Below are 17,762 nucleotides of genomic sequence, written 5' to 3' on the forward strand. Positions count from 1 at the left end.
CGAGCGGATTTCCACCCCGTCCGGCCGGTCCGTCCCGGGTATCCGCAGGTACCCGGAAGGGCGCGGATCACCCGCTCACCCGCCGGAAAGCACCCTGACCAGGTCTTCCGCCGTCCGGCAGCGGTCCAGGAGCGCCTTGACGTGATTACGCGTTCCGCGAAGCGGTTCCAGGGTTGGGACCCGCTGGAGCGAGTCCCGGCCCGGCAGATCGAAGATCACCGAGTCCCAGGAGGCCGCCGCGACGTCGTCCGCGTACTGCTCCAGGCACCGCCCGCGGAAGTAGGCGCGGGTGTCCTCCGGAGGCTGCGTACGGGCACGCTCGACCTCGGACTCGTCGAGCAGCCGCTTCATCCGTCCGCGGGCCACCAGACGGTTGTAGAGGCCCTTCTCGGGGCGCACGTCGGCGTACTGCAGGTCGACCAGGTGCAGCCGGGCGGCGTCCCAGTCGAGGCCGTCGCGGCGCCGGTAGCCCTCCATGAGCTCCCGCTTGGCGACCCAGTCGAGCTCGCCGGCGAGGCTCATCGGGTCGTTCTCCAGCCGCGTGAGCGTGTCCTCCCAGCGGGCGAGGACGTCCTTGGTCTGCTCGTCGGCGTCGGCCCCGAAGCGCTCCTCGACGTATTTGCGGCCGAGCTCGTAGTACTCCATCTGGAGCTGCACGGCGGTCAGCGTGCGGCCGCTGCGGAGCGTGACGAGGTGCTTCAGGGACGGGTCGTGCGACACCTGGTGCAGGGTCCGTACCGGCTGGTCGACGGCCAGGTCCACGGCGATGAACCCGTCCTCGATCATGGACAGCACCAGCGCCGTCGTGCCGAGCTTGAGATAGGTCGAGATCTCGGACAGGTTCGCGTCGCCGATGATCACATGCAGCCGCCGGTACTTCTCGGCGTCCGCGTGCGGCTCGTCGCGCGTGTTGATGATGGGGCGCTTCAGCGTGGTCTCGAGGCCGACCTCGACCTCGAAGTAGTCCGCACGCTGGCTGATCTGGAAGCCGTGCTCGTGGCCGTCCTGGCCGATGCCGACGCGGCCGGCGCCGGTGAAGACCTGCCGGGAGACGAAGAACGGCGTCAGATGGCGCACGATGTCCGAGAAGGGGGTCTCCCGCTTCATCAGGTAGTTCTCGTGCGTGCCGTAGGACGCGCCCTTGTTGTCGGTGTTGTTCTTGTACAGGTGGATCGGCTGGGCGCCGGGAAGCGCCGCGGCCCGCTCCGCCGCCTCGGCCATGATCCGCTCGCCGGCCTTGTCCCACAGCACGGCGTCCCGCGGGTTGGTGACCTCGGGGGCGCTGTACTCCGGATGGGCGTGGTCGACGTAGAGCCGCGCGCCGTTGGTCAGGATGACGTTGGCCAGGCCGATGTCCTCGTCGGTGAGCTGGCTGGCGTCGGCGGCCTCGCGGGTGAGGTCGAAGCCTCGCGCGTCCCGCAGCGGGTTCTCCTCCTCGAAGTCCCAGCGGGCCCGGCGGGCCCGGTGCATCGCCGCCGCGTAGGCGTTCACGATCTGGGACGAGGTGAGCATGGCATTGGCGTTGGGGTGGCCGGGGACGGAGATTCCGTACTCCGTCTCGATGCCCATTACTCGCCGTACGGTCATGCGGCCCTCCTTGCCCGGCGGCGTCCCCGGTCGGGGGCGCCGCAGTACCGCTGGCGCTCCGGTGCGTGTGCGGTGCCCGTCCCCGCACTGCGCGACTCGGCGGTACGGAAGAGCCTAGAACGCCTTTGCCCTGGTGGGGAGATCATTTGCGTCATTGCTGTGCTCCAGCCGTGGCACCGAAAAGCAGTCGGCTGCGGGTACCCGTGGTGGGCACCCGCAGCCGCCCTCGCTTTTACAGGTACTGACCGGTGTTCGCCACCGTGTCGATGGAGCGTCCGGTGTCCGCGCCCTGCTTTCCGGTGATAAGGGTGCGGATGTAAACAATCCGCTCGCCCTTCTTTCCGGAGATCCGGGCCCAGTCGTCCGGGTTGGTGGTGTTGGGCAGGTCCTCGTTCTCCTTGAACTCGTCCACGCAGGCCTGGAGGAGGTGGGAGACCCGGAGGCCCTTCTGGCTCTTCTCCAGGAAGTCCTTGATCGCCATCTTCTTGGCCCGGCCCACGATGTTCTCGATCATGGCGCCGGAATTGAAGTCCTTGAAGTACAGGACTTCCTTGTCACCGTTGGCGTAGGTGACTTCCAGGAAGCGGTTCTCCTCGGATTCCGCGTACATCTGTTCCACGGCGGTCTGGATCATGCTCTGGACCGTCATGGCCTTGTCGCCGCCGTGCTCGGCGAGGTCGTCGGCGTGCAGCGGGAGGCGCTCGGTGAGGTACTTGCCGAAGATGTCCTTGGCCGCCTCGGCGTCCGGACGCTCGATCTTGATCTTCACGTCCAGCCGGCCGGGACGCAGGATGGCCGGGTCGATCATGTCCTCGCGGTTGGAGGCGCCGATCACGACCACGTTCTGCAGGCCCTCGACACCGTCGATCTCGGCGAGCAGCTGCGGGACGATGGTGTTCTCCACGTCCGAGCTGACACCGGAGCCACGGGTCCGGAAGAGTGACTCCATCTCGTCGAAGAAGACGATGACGGGGGTGCCCTCGCTGGCCTTCTCCCGGGCCCGCTGGAAGACCAGGCGGATCTGCCGCTCGGTCTCACCGACGTACTTGTTCAGCAGCTCGGGGCCCTTGATGTTGAGGAAGAAGCTCTTGCCGGCGGCGACACCGGTGACCTCGGCGACCTTCTTGGCCAGCGAGTTCGCCACGGCCTTGGCGATGAGCGTCTTGCCGCATCCAGGGGGCCCGTAGAGCAGGACGCCCTTGGGCGGCCGCAGCTCGTGCTCCTTGAACAGGTCCGGGTAGAGGTACGGCAGCTCGACCGCGTCGCGGATGGCCTCGATCTGGTTGCCGAGGCCGCCGATCTGCTCGTAGCCGATGTCGGGGACTTCCTCGAGGACGAGCTCCTCGACCTCGCTCTTGGGCACGACCTCGTAGACGTACCCGGAGCGGGGCTCCAGGAGCAGGGCGTCGCCGGCGCGGATGGTGACGTCCAGCAGCGGCTCGGCGAGCCGCACCACCTTTTCCTCGTCGGTGTGGCCCAGGACCAGGGCCCGCTCGCCGTCCTCCAGGATCTCCTTGAGGGTGACGATCTCGCCCACGCGCTCGAACTCCATGGCCTCGACCACGTTGAGCGCTTCGTTGAGCATCACTTCCTGGCCGCGCCGGAGGTCCTCCAGCTCGACGTTCGGGCTGACGTTCACCCGCAGCTTGCGGCCGCCGGTGAAGATGTCGGCCGTGCCGTCCTCGTTCGCCGCGAGGAAGACGCCGAAGCCGGCCGGGGGCTGGGCGAGCCGGTCGACCTCCTCCTTGAGGGCCACGATCTGGTCGCGGGCCTCGCGGAGGGTGCTCGCCAGCCGTTCGTTCTGGGCGGACACGCCGGCCAGATTGGTCTGCAGCTCGACGATCCGCTCTTCGAGAATTCTCGTGTGCCGCGGAGAGTCGGCGAGCTTGCGTCGCAGGACGGCGATCTCCTGCTCAAGGTAGGCGATCTGCCCGGCCGGGTCGTCGGACCCGCGTCCCGGGCGGATGCCGCGGTTCATGTCGTCGTCGTGGGCTGCCACGGTCCTCACCTCCTCCAAGGGGAGCTGGACGCTTCCAGACCCTACCTGGGCGGGTGTCGATTGAAACCCCTAGATCACAAAGACGGTCGGGGTGTGTCCGATCTTCACCCTTGCGCTCTCCCTCACGCCAGGGGAATACCCAACGAGAATGATCGGAACCCAGTCGGCGTTAGGGTCGACGTGTTCAACACCCGCCAGAGCTGGCCTGATTCCCGCACAGCTCGGCGAACCCGACGGCAGGAGAGACGATCGTGCAGCAGGAGGCCGCAACCGGCGCCGAGGCCCTGGAGGTCTGGATCGACCAGGATCTGTGTACCGGCGACGGCATCTGCGCCCAGTACGCGCCCGAGGTGTTCGAGCTGGACATCGACGGGCTGGCGTACGTGAAGAACGAGCAGGACGAGCTGCTCCAGGACAAGGGCGCGGCAACGCCCGTCCCGCTGACGCTCCTCACGGACGTCGTCGACTCCGCGACGGAGTGCCCCGGCGAGTGCATCCATGTACGGCGCGTTTCGGACAGCGTCGAGGTGTACGGGCCCGACGCGGGGTGACCGCCGCCGCACGGCCGGTCACATCCTCGCTTGTCTGATTTCTCACGCCCGGGAGCGTGTGACCGGCGCGCGCCCGCGTGCGGGTCACACGCTCCGTGCGTCGGAGGGCGCGGAGCGGACGAACGCGCCGTTCTCCCAGCGCCACTTCACGGTCTCGCGCACGTCGGGGCAGCAACGGGGCACGTCGCCCGACGAGTAGCCGAGCAGCGTGGCGACGACGTCCCCGCCGCGTACGGCGAAGTCCTCGACGTTGCTGCGGTCCTTGGGGTCGACGAGCGTGGCCACCAGGCGCGGCTTCGCGTCGGCGGCCTGGGTGATCACGTAGACGCCGTCGGGCGGGGTGCCCATCGGGGCGTCGCAGTGGACCGCGGCGACGGTCTCGGGGCGGCCGTCGCCGTCGAGGTCGCCGGACGCGCGCTTCTTCACCACCAGCTTCACGGAACCGCAGTCGAGCGGGAACTCCACGTCGGCCGGGTCCGGCGGCAGCGCCTGCGCCGGCGCACTCCTGGTGTGCGGGGCGCCCGGCGCGGCGGCGGTCGCGTGGCCGGGCTGCAGGACGGAGGAGAGCGCCACGACACCGGCGACGGCCGTGGCGGTGGCGACCCAGTGGATGGGCCGGGCGTGCGTGTGGGCGAGCTCCGGTACGGCGGAAGACTGCACGAGGAGTGTCTCCTGTGAGGGCTGTGCCGGTGGGGGGGTGGCCAGCATCGTGCCACACGTCACAGGACGGAGGGAACGGCGGGGTCCGCAGTCGTCGCGCGGGGGTGCCGTGGAAGGCCGGTGCGGGCCCGGGCGTCAATGCGTCGACGCCGTGGTGCAGTTCCCGCGGGGATGGGGGAACTGCACCACGGCGCCGGAGCGTTGGGGAGGTGCGGACCGTGTCAGCGGCCGGTGCCTCCGTCGGCGTTGGGGCCGGAGTAGTCCTCGCCGTAGGCGCCCTTGGCCGGGCGGCGCCGGCGCATGGGCGGCTCGACGCCGTCGGCGAGCCGGCGGGCGGTGAGCAGGAAGCCGGTGTGGCCGATCATCCGGTGGTCGGGGCGGACGGCCAGGCCCTCGATGTGCCAGTTGCGGATCATCGTCTCCCAGGCGGTCGGCTCGTTGAAGCAGCCGATCTCCCGGATGGACTCGACGGTCCGGGCGAGCTGGGTGGTGGTCGCCACGTAGCAGCAGAGGATGCCGCCGGGGACGAGCGCCTTGGAGACGGCCTCCAGGCACTCCCAGGGGGCGAGCATGTCGAGGATGACGCGGTCGACGTCCGTGTCGGACAGGTTGTCCTGGAGGTCGCCGACGGTGAGCTGCCAGGCCGGGTGCGGGCCGCCGAAGTAGCGCTCGACGTTCTGCCGGGCGATGTCGGCGAAGTCCTCGCGGCGCTCGTAGGAGTGCAGCATGCCCTGGTCGCCGATGGCGCGCAGCAGGAAGCTGCTGAGCGAGCCGGAGCCCACGCCCGCCTCGACGACGCGCGCGCCGGGGAAGATGTCGGCGAAGGCGAGGATCTGCCCCGCGTCCTTCGGGTAGACGACGGCTGCCCCTCGGGGCATGGACAGGACGTAGTCGGGGAGCAGGGGGCGCAGCGCGAGATAGGCGACGTTCCCGGTGGTGCGGACAACGCTGCCCTCGGGAGCGCCGATCAGTTCGTCGTGGGGGAAGGAACCCTTGTGGGTGTGGAAGTTCTTCCCGGCCTCGAGCGTGAACGTGTAGTGGCGGCCCTTGGGGTCGGTCAGCTGTACCTGGTCCCCGACCTTGAAGGGCCCGCGCCTGCGGGCGGCACCGGTCGGTTCGGACATGTGACCAGCCTACCGGTCCCGGGAGGGCCCGCCGACCACGGCCGGCGGCGGGGGCGGCGGGTCAGGAGGGGCGCGCCATGGCCTTCACGAAGGCCCGCTCCACGTCGGCGGCGGACAGCACACCGTAGATCTCGCCGGTCTCCTCGACCACCAGGTACTCGGTGGCGGGCGTCGCACGCAGCGCGTCCAGCAGCTCCTCCCCGGCCAGTTCCGCGGAGACGCGCATGCCCTCGGTGATGTCCTGGGCGAGGGTGCCGACCGGCACCCAGGGGCGCCGGTGCTCAGGGACGCCGACGATCGCGGCCTCGCGGACCAGGGAGACGGGCACGCCGTCGGCGTCGACGACGACCAGCGCGCGGGCGCCGGCCGCGTTGGCCCGGCGCAGCGCCTCGGAGAGCGGGGTGTCGCTCTCCACGGGGACCGCGCGGCGGGTGAGGGTGCGGGCGCGCAGCTCGGGCAGGTGTTCGCGCAGGCGGGCCATGCGCAGGCTGTTCCCGGCACCGGTCCAGATGATCGCGGCGAGGATGGCGGCGAGCAGGGCGTCCAGGACGGTGTCCATGCCGACGTTGTCCACGGCCTCGGAGCCGAGCGCCCCGGACTGGGTGAGCAGCGGCAGCCCGATCAGCACGCAGACGGCGAGGGCGCGGCCCACCCAGGCGGCGGCGACGGTGCCGGTCATGGGCCGGCCGGTGATCGCCCAGACGACCGCGCGGAGCATCCGGCCGCCGTCCAGCGGCAGGCCGGGGAGCAGGTTGAAGGCGGCCACGATGAGGTTGGACACCATCAGTCCGGCGAGCAGCACGCCGGGCACGCTGGCGGGGTCGACGGCGAGCAGGCCGAGGTAGAACAGCCCGGCGAGCACCAGGGAGAGCAGGGGGCCGACGAACGCCAGCACGAACTCTCTGCCGGGTGTCTCCGCCTCCTTCTCGATCTCGGAGACGCCGCCGAAGAACTGGAGCTGGATGCGGCGCACCGGGAGCTTGAAGCGGAGGGCGGCGAGGGTGTGGGCGAGCTCGTGCACCAGCACGGAGGCGTAGAAGGCGACCGCGAAGAAGAGGGAGACCAGGTAGCTGACCGCGCCGAGCTCGGGCAGGACGCGGTCGATCTGGCCGCCGAACACCCAGGTGATGAGGATGGCGACGAGGAACCAGCTGGGCGCGACGTACACGGGGACGCCGAAGGGGCGGCCCATCAGCAGCCCGCCGCGCTTGCGCTCCTCGGGGCGCTGGGGGGGCTGTCCCTTGCCGCTGCCGGAGTGGGCGAACGGGTGGTCGGGGTGCTCGGGGTGCCCGGCGGGGGTGTGGGAGGGGCGGGCGGGGGGTTCCGTGTGCGCCGGGGTGCGGTGGTGGTCCTGGCCGGGCGCGGGGGTCTGGCCGTCGGGGGTGGCACCGTGGTCCGGGCCGGCGCCGGTGTCCTGGGGCGCCCCGCTCTCGGGGCCCTCGGGCCGGGCGTCCTGCGCGTCGGCGGGCGTCGGGGCGGAGGGGGTCGTGGGAGCGTCGCCGGTGCCGCCGGGGGTCTGGGCCTCGGGCCCGGTGTGCTCGGCCGACTCGTCGTTGCCGGGCTGCGGCTGTCCGCGCCCGCCGCTTACGTCCACCGGTGTCCCCTCGTTCGCTGCGTCTCCCGCGCCTGCCGGACGGGAGGGTCCTGGGTCGATGGTATGCGGCGTCCGCCGCCCCTTCCGCCCCGCACCCCTGTCTCTACCCCCTCGTTCCCCTTCCTCCCCACGCTCCCCCTTTCGCACTCCCCGCCCTGGTGCCCCGGGGGTTGTCCACAGGGTCATCGCGATGTCGGCGGCGGGCCGTAAGGTCTGTGGTCATGGAGACGAGCACCGAGGGCGCGACGCGGCCCGACATCGGCCCGGACGGGCCCGGCGAAGCAGTGGACACGGTCGTGGTGGCCGCTCCCCCCGCCTCGCTGTCGCCGTCGCGTGCGAGCGACTTCATGCAGTGCCCGCTGCTGTACCGGTTCCGGGTGATCGACCGGCTGCCGGAGAAGCCGAGCGAGGCGGCGACCCGCGGCACGCTGGTGCACGCGGTTCTCGAGCGGCTGTTCGACGCCCCGGCCGGCGACCGCACCGTGCCGCGTGCGAAGTCGCTGATCCCCGGCCAGTGGGACCGGCTGCGCGAGAGCAGACCGGAGGTCGAGGAGCTGTTCGCGGACGACCCGGAGGGCGAGCGCCTCGCGCGCTGGCTCACGGAGGCGGAGGCACTGGTCGAGCGGTGGTTCACGCTGGAGGACCCGAGCCGGCTGGAGCCCGCCGAGCGGGAACTGTTCGTGGAGGCGGAACTGGACTCGGGGCTGCGGCTGCGCGGCATCATCGACCGGGTGGACGTGGCGCCCACGGGCGAGGTCCGGATCGTCGACTACAAGACGGGCAAGGCGCCCCGCCCGGAGTACGCGGAGGGCGCGCTGTTCCAGATGAAGTTCTACGCCCTGGTGGTGTGGCGCCTGAAGAACGTGATCCCGCGCCGGCTCCAGCTGGTGTACCTGGGCAGCGGGGACATGCTGACCTACGACCCGGTGCTCGCGGATCTGGAGCGGGTGGAGCGCAAGCTGCTCGCGCTGTGGGAGGCGATCCGGAAGGCGACCGAGACGGGCGACTGGCGGCCGCGTCCGACGAAGCTGTGCGGCTGGTGCGACCACCAGGCGCACTGCCCGGAGTTCGGCGGCACTCCCCCGCCCTACCCCCTGCCCCTGAGGGCGCCTGAGTCCGGCGGGGCCGAGCAGGGCAGAATGGGGCCGGACTAGCGAAGGAGACTTACGTGGCCATCCGCGTCCTACTGGTCGACGACCAGCCGCTGCTGCGCACCGGATTCCGGATGATCCTGGAGGCCGAACAGGACCTCGCGGTCGTCGGCGAGGCCGGGGACGGGCTCCAGGCCCTGGACCAGGTGCGGGCGCTGCAGCCCGACGTGGTGCTCATGGACATCCGCATGCCGCGGATGGACGGGGTGGAGGCCACCCGTCAGATCACCGGCCCGGAGCGGGACGGCCCGGCGAAGGTGCTGGTGCTGACGACGTTCGACCTCGACGAGTACGTGGTGGAGGCGCTGAAGGCGGGGGCCAGCGGCTTCCTGCTGAAGGACGCCCCGGCGGGCGAGCTGGTGCAGGCGATCCGGGTGGTGGCCGCCGGTGAGGCGATGCTCGCGCCGAGCATCACGCGCCGGCTGCTGGACAAGTACGCCACGCATCTGCCGTCCGGCGAGGAGCCGGTGCCGGACACGCTGCACACGCTGACCGACCGCGAGGTCGAGGTGCTGAAGCTGGTGGCGCGCGGGCTGTCCAACGCGGAGATCGCCGCCGATCTGTTCGTCAGCGAGACCACGGTGAAGACGCACGTCGGCCATGTGCTGACCAAGCTGGGCCTGCGCGACCGCGTGCAGGCCGCGGTGTACGCATACGAGAGCGGGCTGGTGCGCCCCGGCGCCCAGTAGCGCGCGCGTCTTCTCCGCACCACATGAGCGTGGGGGCGCCCTCCCGGCCGGGAGGGCGCCCCCACGCTCATGTGGTGCGGCGGGTCAGCTGCTCTTGCTCAGCTCCCAGAAGCGGAACACGGTGGACGCGTCGAGGCAGTACTCCAGCCCGTAGACGCCGTCCTGGACGACCGCGTACTGCTTGCCCTGCCAGATGGGCAGCACCGGGACGTCCTCGGCGACCTTGTCCTGGATCGCGCCGAACTCCTTGTCGGTGGCGCCGCGGTCGCTCTCGGCGGCCGTGCGCGGCAGGAGCGTCTTGGTGATCTCGCCCGCCTTGTAGTTGTTGGAGAGGACGTTGCCCTCGCCGAAGAACGGCGCGGTGAAGTTGTCGGCGTCCGGGTAGTCCGGCACCCAGCCCTTCACGTAGACGCCGTACTTGCCGGCGGCGACGTCCTTCTCGTACTGGGCGAACTCGACGGACTTCACGTCGGCGTCGAACAGGCCGCTGGCGTTGAGCTGCTCGGCGATCGCCTCGAGCTCCTGGTCGGTGGCCGGGCCGTAGCGTGCCGGGGTGGACCAGAGGGTCAGCTCCACCTTCCCGGTGATGCCCTCCTCCTCCAGCGCGGCCTTGGCCTTGGCCTTGGAGGGGCGGGCTCCGTAGGTGTCGAAGAAGGCCGTGTTGTGGCCGGCCACACCGGCCGGGATGATCGAGTACAGCGGGGTGGCGGTGCCCTCGTACACCTCGTGCATCAGGGCGTCGCGGTCGATCAGGTAGGCCATGGCCTTGCGGACGCCGAGCCGTCCGGCGACCGGGTCGTCCATGTTGAAGACCAGGTGCTGCACCTCGGCGCTGCTGCCCTCGACGACCTCTATGCTGCCGTCGCCGGTGTCGGCCTTCTCGATGTCGCTGATGGCCTGGGCGGTGAGACCGCGGTAGGCGATGTCCACGTCGCCCTTCTCCAGGGCCTTCTTCAGACCGTCCTGGTCGCCGTGGAAGAACTGCAGCGTCACACCGGAGTTCTGCGGTTCGGCCGAGCCGCTGTAGTGCTCGTTGACGGAGAAGACGGCCTTGCCGTCGTCGAAGGAGTCCAGCTTGTACGGGCCGGAGCCGACCGCCTCGCCGTCCTCGCGCAGACCGTTCGCGTCGTACTCGCGGTGGTTGACGATGGCGCCGGCACCGGAGGCGATCTTGCTGGGGAAGGTGGCGTCGGCCGTGTTCAGGCGGAAGACGACCGTCTTCTCGTCCGGCGTCTCCACCTTCTCCAGGGTCGGGAACATGACCGCGGGACCGTCGGGGTCGTCGATCTTCAGCATGCGGTCGAAGGAGAACTTCACGTCCTCCGAGGTGAGCGGGTCACCGTTGCTGAACTTCAGTCCGTCCCGCAGCGTGCAGGTGTAGACGCGGGTGGCGCTGTCGCTGAACCCACAGCTCTCCGCGGCGTCCGGCTGCGGCTCGGTGCCTCCCTTGGGGAAGCCGAGCAGCGACTGGAAGACGTTGTTGAACAGCAGCCAGGATCCGGGGTCGTACCCGGAGGCGGGGTCGGTGGCCAGGACGTCGTCGGACATGCCGACGACGATCGTGGAGCCGTTCGACGCCGCGTCCCCGTCCTCGGAGCCGCAGCCGGTCAGCAGGCCGGAGGCCAGCACGGCCACGAGGGGCAGTGCCGGCCACTGGGTGCGCAGGTTCACGAGCGATGCCTTGTCGTTTCCGTGGGTCCGGACCGAGCCACCGGATCCCGGCGTACAGATTCGTCAGCCGCTGACGCCGCGTCCGAGCTCCCACAGCTGGAGCGTGGAGGAGGAGTTGAGCGCGTAGGCGGTGCCGGTGATGTCGTCACGGGCGGCGAGGTACTGCTTGCCCTGCCACAGCGGCAGCACGGGGACGTCGTCGGCGACGATGTCCTGGATCTCCGTGAAGCTCTTCGAGGCATTGAGGCGGTCGGCCTGGCGGCGCGACTGCGGGATCAGGTCCTTGCGGACTGCCTTGTTGACGTAGGGCGAGTTGAGGAAGTTGTCCTCGGCCAGGAAGGGCGAGAGGAAGTTGTCGGCGTCCGGGAAGTCCGGGAACCAGCCCATCCCGTAGACGTCGTACTTGCCGTCCTGGCCCGCCTTGCGGAACTTGTCCCAGGAGGTGCCCTCGATGTCCGTCCGGAACAGGCCGCTGTCGTTGAGCTGCTTGCTGAGCTGCTCGAACTCCGTCTTGGTGGCCGGACCGTAGTGGTCGGTCGTGTAGTGCAGCGTGAGCTTCACCGGGGTGTCGACGCCAGCGTCCTCGAGCAGCTCGCGGGCCTTGACCACGTTCGCGTCGCCGTACTTGTTGAAGAAGGCGTTGGAGTGGCCGGTGACGCCGGCGGGCACCAGCGAGAACAGCGGCTCGGCCTGGCTGCCGTAGACCTTGGCGACGAGCTCGTCGCGGTTGATCAGCTGGGCCATCGCCTGGCGGACGGCCTTGTCCTTCACCGGCTCGGCCTTGGTGTTGAAGGCCAGGTAGCGGATCTCCAGACCCGGGCTCTCCACCAGCTCGATGTCGCCGTCGGTGGCGTTGGCCAGCTTCTGGATCTGCTCGGGCGACATGCTGCGGGTCATGACGTCGATGTCGCCGGACTCGAGGGCCTCGCCCATCAGGTCGGCGTTGTCGTAGGCGACGAGCTCGACCTTGTCGTTGTTGACCTGCAGCGCGCCCTTGTACGACGGGTTCTTGGTGAAGGTGGCGCGCACCAGGGCGCCGCCCTTGACCTCGCTCTCCATCGTGTACGGGCCGGAGCCGTCGACCTCGAAGCCCTCGCGCAGCTTGTCCTGGGCGTAGTCGTCCTTGTTGACGATGCCCGCGACCGGGGTGGACAGCTTGTACGGGAAGGTCGCGTCGGCCGCCTTGAGGTGGAAGATCACCTCGCGGTCGCCCTGGGTCTCGACCGTGTCGACGGTGGACAGCAGGGCGAAGACACCGCTGTCGCCCTTGAGGGAGAGGGCTCGGTCGATGGAGTACTTCACGTCCGCCGCGGTGATGGGGTCGCCGTCGGCGAACTGGAGGCCGTCGCGCAGGGTGCAGCTGTAGCGCTCGTTGCCGGCGTCGGTGAAGCCGCAGGACTCGGCCGCGTCGGGCACGGGTTCGCCGTCGCCGCGGGGCTGGACCATGAGGGTCTGGACGGTCTGCCGCAGGATGTTCCAGGTGCCGACGTCGTAGGCCCAGGCGGGGTCGAGGGGGGCGAGGCCCTCCTCCTCGGATGCGGTGAACCGGTCCGTGGTGCCCACGACGATCGCATCGCCGTCGCCGCTGCCGCTCTCGGTGTCACCACAGGCGGCGAGCACCGGCGCGAGCAGGCCCATCGCGGCCGCCAGCACCAAAGTCTTGCGGTTCATGCTCGAGTTTCTCCAGGACGTCGTCGACTCCGTGCCGTCCGCGCGTGCAGGGGTCGGCACGGCGACGGGCAGGGAGGGGGGTGGTTCTCGCGACGACATTAGTCCGCGTCCGCAGGAGGGTTGCCGGCCCCCGGAGTTGGGGCCTCATCACGCAGTGGCACCAGGTGTGAACGGACCGACAGGGATGACCGGGGAAGGATTGGTGCAGCTTCCCACCAATCAGGACACATGGGCGCGCCGGGCATCTCCCCAATCGGGCGGGATGCGCGCCCGGACATCGTTGTCGCGCCCTGTGAATGTGGTGAATATCACCTGTGAAAGGGTCTCGGTGGCCTTAGGCATTCGGCCACCGGCGGCCGGAAACGCATGCGGCCGGCTCGGACGGTACGGCCCCTGAACGGAGCGCCGCGCATGCCGGTTCCGGCGGAGCTGCACACCGCGTGACCGGTCAGCGCAGGTCCGTCATCAGACCGCGCAGGAACGGCAGGTCCACGACGTCCAGCGACGGGACGACCGTGCGCCGGGCGGCCGGGGTGATCGGGCCCACGGAGGGCACGGCGACGACCTGGCAGCCGGCGGCCTCGGCGGCGGTGACACCGGTGACCGTGTCCTCGACCACCGCGCAGCGCACCGGGTCGGCGCCGAGTCCGGAGGCCGCCGCGAGGTAGGGGTCGGGGTGCGGCTTGGTGCGCGGCACCTCGTCACCGGCGACGGACAGGGCGAAGTACTCGGCGCCCAGGACGGGCAGGACCCGGTCGATGATGCGCCGGTGGGAGGCGGAGACGAGCGCCGTCGGGATCTCGTGCTCGGCCAGCTCGGCGAGCAGCCGCGTGGCGCCCGGCATCAGCGGCAGGTTGTGGTCGATGCGGCTCTCGAAGGCGTCGTTGAGCAGGACCGTGAGCTCGTCGAGGCCGATGTCGGCCCCGGTCGCCTCGATCAGGAATCCCGCGCTGCGGGTCATGGGGCCGCCGACCACCACATGGCGCCAGGCCTCGTCGAGGGTGTGGCCGAGGGAGCCGAAGACCTCCGTCTCGACGTCCCACCAGAAGCCCTCGGTGTCCACCAGGGTGCCGTCCATGTCGAGGAGTACCGCCTGGAGGGCCGAGCCTTCGGCCGTAAGGGTTCCGAGCGCGGGGAGCGTACTGGTCATCCACCTACCTCCTGTAGGGACGATCAGGCCGGTTCCCACGTGGGGAACCGGCCTGCAGTGGACCGACCAGTGTACGTCGTGCGCGCCGGAAGTGCCTGGTGCGGCCGCCGGGGCGGCGGCCGCACGGGCCCGGCGGGCGTCGCCGGACCGGGTCAGCGGGCGTTGAAGTACTTCGCCTCCGGGTGGTGGATCACGATGGCGTCGGTGGACTGCTCGGGGTGCAGCTGGAACTCCTCGGAGAGCTGCACGCCGATACGCTCCGGCTCCAGCAGGTCCGCGATCTTGGCGCGGTCCTCCAGGTCGGGGCAGGCGCCGTAGCCGAGGGAGAAGCGGGCGCCCCGGTACTTCAGGGCGAACATGTCCTCCATGGCGTCCGGGTCCTCACCCGCGAAGCCCAGCTCGGAGCGGACACGGGCGTGCCAGTACTCCGCGAGGGCCTCGGCGAGCTGGACGGACAGGCCGTGCAGCTCGAGGTACTCGCGGTAGGCGTTGGCCTCGAACAGCCGGGCGGTCTCCTCGCCGATGCGGGAGCCGACGGTGACGACCTGCAGGCCGACGACGTCCTTCTCGCCGGACTCCTCCGGGCGGAAGAAGTCGGCCAGGCACAGCCGGCGGCCGCGGCGCTGGCGGGGGAAGGTGAAGCGCGTGCGCTCGTTGCCCTCCTCGTCCAGGATGATCAGGTCGTCGTCCTTGGAGACGCACGGGAAGTAGCCGTAGACCACGGCCGCCTCCAGCAGGTTCTCCGTCTGGAGCCGGTCCAGCAGACCGCGCAGCCGCGGCCGGCCCTCGGTCTCCACCAGCTCCTCGTAGGTGGGGCCGTCACCGGTGCGGGCCTGCTTCAGACCCCACTGGCCCTTGAACAGCGCGCCCTCGTCGAGCCACGAGGCGTACTCCTTGAGCTGGATGCCCTTGACGACGCGGGTGCCCCAGAACGGCGGGGTCGGGACCGGGTTGTCGGTGGCCACGTCGGAGCGGACGCTGCCCTCCTCGGGGCGCTCCTCGATCTCCACGGTCGCCGCGCGCACCCGGCGCTGTTTCAGCTCGGGGAGCTTGGCGCCCGGGACGCCGCGTTTGATGCCGATGAGGGCGTCCATCAGGCGCAGGCCTTCGAAGGCGTCGCGGGCGTAGCGGACCTCGCCCTGGTAGATCTCGTGGAGGTCCTGCTCGACGTAGGCGCGGGTGAGGGCTGCGCCGCCGAGGATGACGGGGTAGTCGGCGGCCAGGCCGCGCTGGTTGAGCTCCTCCAGGTTCTCCTTCATGATCACCGTGGATTTCACCAGCAGACCCGACATGCCGATCACGTCGGCCTTGTGCTCGTCCGCGGCCTCCAGGATCGCCGACACCGGCTGCTTGATCCCGAGGTTGACGACGTTGTAGCCGTTGTTCGACAGGATGATGTCGACCAGGTTCTTGCCGATGTCGTGCACGTCCCCGCGCACCGTGGCCAGCACGATCGTGCCCTTGCCGGCCTCGTCGGTCTTCTCCATGTGCGGCTCCAGATGAGCCACCGCCGTCTTCATCACCTCGGCCGACTGCAGCACGAACGGCAGCTGCATCTGCCCCGACCCGAACAGCTCGCCCACGACCTTCATGCCGTCCAGCAGGGTGTCGTTGACGATGTCCAGCGCCTTGCGCGTCTCAAGCGCCTCGTCCAGATCGGCTTCGAGACCGTTGCGCTCGCCGTCGATGATGCGCCGCTTGAGCCGCTCGTCCAGCGGCAGCGCGGCCAGTTCCTCGGCCTTGCCCGCCTTCAGCGACTTGGCGGTGGCGCCCTCGAACAGCTGCATGAGCTTCTGCAGCGGGTCGTAACCCTCCGAACGCCGGTCGTAGATCAGATCGAGGGCGGTTCGGACCTCTTCCTCGCTGAAGCGGGCGATGGGGAGGATCTTCGAGGCGTGCACGATCGCCGAGTCCAGGCCCGCCTTCACACACTCGTCCAGGAACACGCTGTTGAGCAGGATGCGGGCGGCCGGGTTCAGGCCGAAGGAGATGTTCGACAGGCCCAGCGTGGTCTGCACGTCCGGATGACGGCGCTTGAGCTCACGGATGCCCTCGATCGTGGCGATGCCGTCCTTGCGGGACTCCTCCTGACCGGTGCAGATCGTGAACGTCAGACAGTCCACGAGGATGTCCTCCTCACGGATGCCCCAGTTCCCGGTCAGATCCGCGATCAGCCGCTCGGCGATCTCGACCTTCTTCTGCGCCGTGCGCGCCTGGCCCTCCTCGTCGATGGTCAGCGCGATCAGCGCCGCCCCGTGCTCCCGCGCCAGCTCCGTCACCCGCGCGAAACGGGACTCAGGACCGTCACCGTCCTCGTAGTTCACCGAGTTGATCACCGCGCGGCCGCCCAGCTTCTCCAGCCCGGCCCGAATCACGTCCACCTCGGTGGAATCCAGCACGACCGGCAGCGTCGAGGCGGTCGCGAACCGGCCGGCCAGCTCCCGCATGTCCGCCACACCGTCCCGGCCCACATAGTCGACGCACAGGTCGAGCATGTGCGCGCCCTCACGGATCTGCTCGCGCGCCATCTCCACACAGTCGTCCCAGCGGCCCTCCAGCATCGCCTCACGGAACTTCTTCGACCCGTTGGCGTTCGTCCGCTCACCGATCGCCAGATACGAGGTGTCCTGCCGGAACGGCACCGACTGGTACAACGACGCCGCACCCGGCTCCGGACGCGGATCGCGCTCCACCGGCTCCAGCTCCCGCACCCGCTCCACCAGCTGCCGCAGATGCTCCGGCGTGGTGCCGCAGCAGCCGCCCACCAACGACAGCCCGTACTCCCGCACGAACGTCTCCTGCGCGTCCGCCAGCTCGGGCGCGGTCAGCGGGTAGTGGGCGCCGTCCTTGGTCAGCTCGGGCAGACCGGCGTTCGGCATGCACGACAGGCGGACGCGGGAGTGACGCGCCAGGTAGCGCAGGTGCTCGCTCATCTCGGCGGGGCCGGTCGCACAGTTCAGGCCGACCATGTCGATGCCCAGCGGCTCCAGCGCGGTCAGCGCCGCGCCGATCTCCGAACCGAGCAGCATCGTGCCGGTGGTCTCCACCGTCACGGACACGATCAGCGGCACCTCGAGGCCGATCGCCTCCATGGCGCGGCGGGCGGCGATGACGGACGCCTTGGTCTGCAGCAGGTCCTGCGTGGTCTCCACGAGCAGCGCGTCGGCGCCGCCGGCGAGGAGGCCCTCCGCGTTCTGCTGGTAGGCGTCGCGGATGGCGCCGAACGTGGTGTGGCCGAGGGTGGGCAGCTTGGTGCCCGGACCCATGGAGCCCAGCACCCAGCGCGGGCGGCCGTCGCGGCCGGTGAACTCGTCCGCCGTCTCGCGAGCGATGCGGGCGCCCGCCTCGGACAGTTCCAGCACGCGCTCGGCGATGTCGTATTCGCCCAATGCGGTGAGGTTGGCTCCGAACGTGTTGGTCTCGACGCAGTCGACGCCCGCGTCGAAGTACTCGGAGTGGACCGAACGGACGATGTCGGGGCGGGTCAGGTTCAGGATCTCGTTGCATCCCTCGAGGTTCTGGAAGTCCTCGAGAGTGGGGTCCTGGGCCTGCAGCATCGTGCCCATGGCTCCGTCGGCGACCACCACACGGGTGGCCAGGGCCTCTCGGAGCGCGGACACACGGGTCCGGCTGTCGGCGGAAGGGGTCAGCGGCAACGAGGCCATGAAAGGGGCTCCCTCAGGTGCGACGGCTGTCGGCTTTGCGGCTGCCCGGAAAAGTCATCTGTTCGAGCTTCCCCGGCAGGGCGCACGCCGTCAGGGTATCCGGGACAGTCCCCTGACGTCGGGGGCGTCCACGGGCCGGACGAATATGGCCGACGGGCGACGGTCGGGGTGGGAGAGACGCGACCGATCATGACCGACCATTAGCGAAGGGTCGGCATCGACCGGTAGTGTTCGGCATTGCCGAACAGCG

The 17,762-nt window shown here is 70.1% G+C and carries 12 protein-coding genes; 3 read left to right on the forward strand and 9 right to left on the reverse strand.

Annotated elements, in window-relative coordinates:
• Positions 1-75 precede the first annotated feature (75 nt).
• Together dop and arc are read right to left on the reverse strand one after the other, a co-directional pair.
• Positions 76-1,587, reverse strand: coding sequence for a depupylase/deamidase Dop (dop, locus tag AY578_RS06090; RefSeq protein WP_337654588.1), 1,512 nt, complete (start codon positions 1,585-1,587; stop codon positions 76-78).
• 232 nt (positions 1,588-1,819) lie between these two features.
• On the reverse strand, positions 1,820-3,586 hold the full coding sequence (gene arc / locus AY578_RS06095; RefSeq protein WP_019522700.1) for a proteasome ATPase: 1,767 nt from the start codon (positions 3,584-3,586) through the stop codon (positions 1,820-1,822).
• A 251-nt stretch (positions 3,587-3,837) separates the two neighbouring features.
• On the opposite strand from arc, the gene AY578_RS06100 reads away from it, so the two are divergent.
• Complete coding sequence (locus AY578_RS06100) at positions 3,838-4,137, forward strand: ferredoxin (RefSeq protein WP_019522701.1); 300 nt, start codon at positions 3,838-3,840, stop codon at positions 4,135-4,137.
• 84 nt (positions 4,138-4,221) lie between these two features.
• Here AY578_RS06100 and AY578_RS06105 read toward each other — a convergent pair whose 3' ends face one another.
• The 3 genes from AY578_RS06105 to AY578_RS06115 all read right to left on the reverse strand — a co-directional run bounded on the left by AY578_RS06105 (position 4,222) and on the right by AY578_RS06115 (position 7,515).
• On the reverse strand, positions 4,222-4,797 hold the full coding sequence (locus AY578_RS06105) for a hypothetical protein (RefSeq protein WP_019522702.1): 576 nt from the start codon (positions 4,795-4,797) through the stop codon (positions 4,222-4,224).
• A gap of 221 nt (positions 4,798-5,018) precedes the next feature.
• On the reverse strand, positions 5,019-5,921 hold the full coding sequence (locus AY578_RS06110; protein WP_019522703.1) for a tRNA (adenine-N1)-methyltransferase: 903 nt from the start codon (positions 5,919-5,921) through the stop codon (positions 5,019-5,021).
• A 61-nt stretch (positions 5,922-5,982) separates the two neighbouring features.
• Positions 5,983-7,515, reverse strand: coding sequence for a site-2 protease family protein (locus tag AY578_RS06115; protein ID WP_019522704.1), 1,533 nt, complete (start codon positions 7,513-7,515; stop codon positions 5,983-5,985).
• A 221-nt stretch (positions 7,516-7,736) separates the two neighbouring features.
• Here AY578_RS06115 and AY578_RS06120 point away from each other — a divergent pair, with 221 nt between their 5' ends.
• Positions 7,737-8,669, forward strand: a complete 933-nt coding sequence (locus AY578_RS06120) for a RecB family exonuclease (RefSeq protein WP_258902151.1) — start codon at positions 7,737-7,739, stop codon at positions 8,667-8,669.
• A 14-nt stretch (positions 8,670-8,683) separates the two neighbouring features.
• On the forward strand, positions 8,684-9,355 hold the full coding sequence (locus tag AY578_RS06125) for a response regulator (protein ID WP_019522706.1): 672 nt from the start codon (positions 8,684-8,686) through the stop codon (positions 9,353-9,355).
• A gap of 84 nt (positions 9,356-9,439) precedes the next feature.
• Here AY578_RS06125 and AY578_RS06130 read toward each other — a convergent pair whose 3' ends face one another.
• The 4 genes from AY578_RS06130 to metH all read right to left on the reverse strand — a co-directional run bounded on the left by AY578_RS06130 (position 9,440) and on the right by metH (position 17,512).
• Positions 9,440-11,026: an ABC transporter substrate-binding protein gene (locus tag AY578_RS06130; RefSeq protein ID WP_019522707.1), complete on the reverse strand. Its 1,587-nt coding sequence runs from the start codon at positions 11,024-11,026 to the stop codon at positions 9,440-9,442.
• Between the two features lie 63 nt (positions 11,027-11,089).
• Positions 11,090-12,697, reverse strand: a complete 1,608-nt coding sequence (locus AY578_RS06135; protein WP_019522708.1) for an ABC transporter substrate-binding protein — start codon at positions 12,695-12,697, stop codon at positions 11,090-11,092.
• 448 nt (positions 12,698-13,145) lie between these two features.
• Complete coding sequence (locus AY578_RS06140; RefSeq protein ID WP_019522709.1) at positions 13,146-13,847, reverse strand: HAD family hydrolase; 702 nt, start codon at positions 13,845-13,847, stop codon at positions 13,146-13,148.
• Positions 13,848-13,999: 152 nt separating this feature from the next.
• Complete coding sequence (gene metH / locus AY578_RS06145; RefSeq protein WP_136237674.1) at positions 14,000-17,512, reverse strand: methionine synthase; 3,513 nt, start codon at positions 17,510-17,512, stop codon at positions 14,000-14,002.
• Between the last annotated feature and the right edge of the window lie 250 nt (positions 17,513-17,762).

It is taken from the genome of Streptomyces thermocarboxydus (assembly GCF_024760485.1).
GTDB classification, from domain to species: domain Bacteria; phylum Actinomycetota; class Actinomycetes; order Streptomycetales; family Streptomycetaceae; genus Streptomyces; species Streptomyces cellulosae.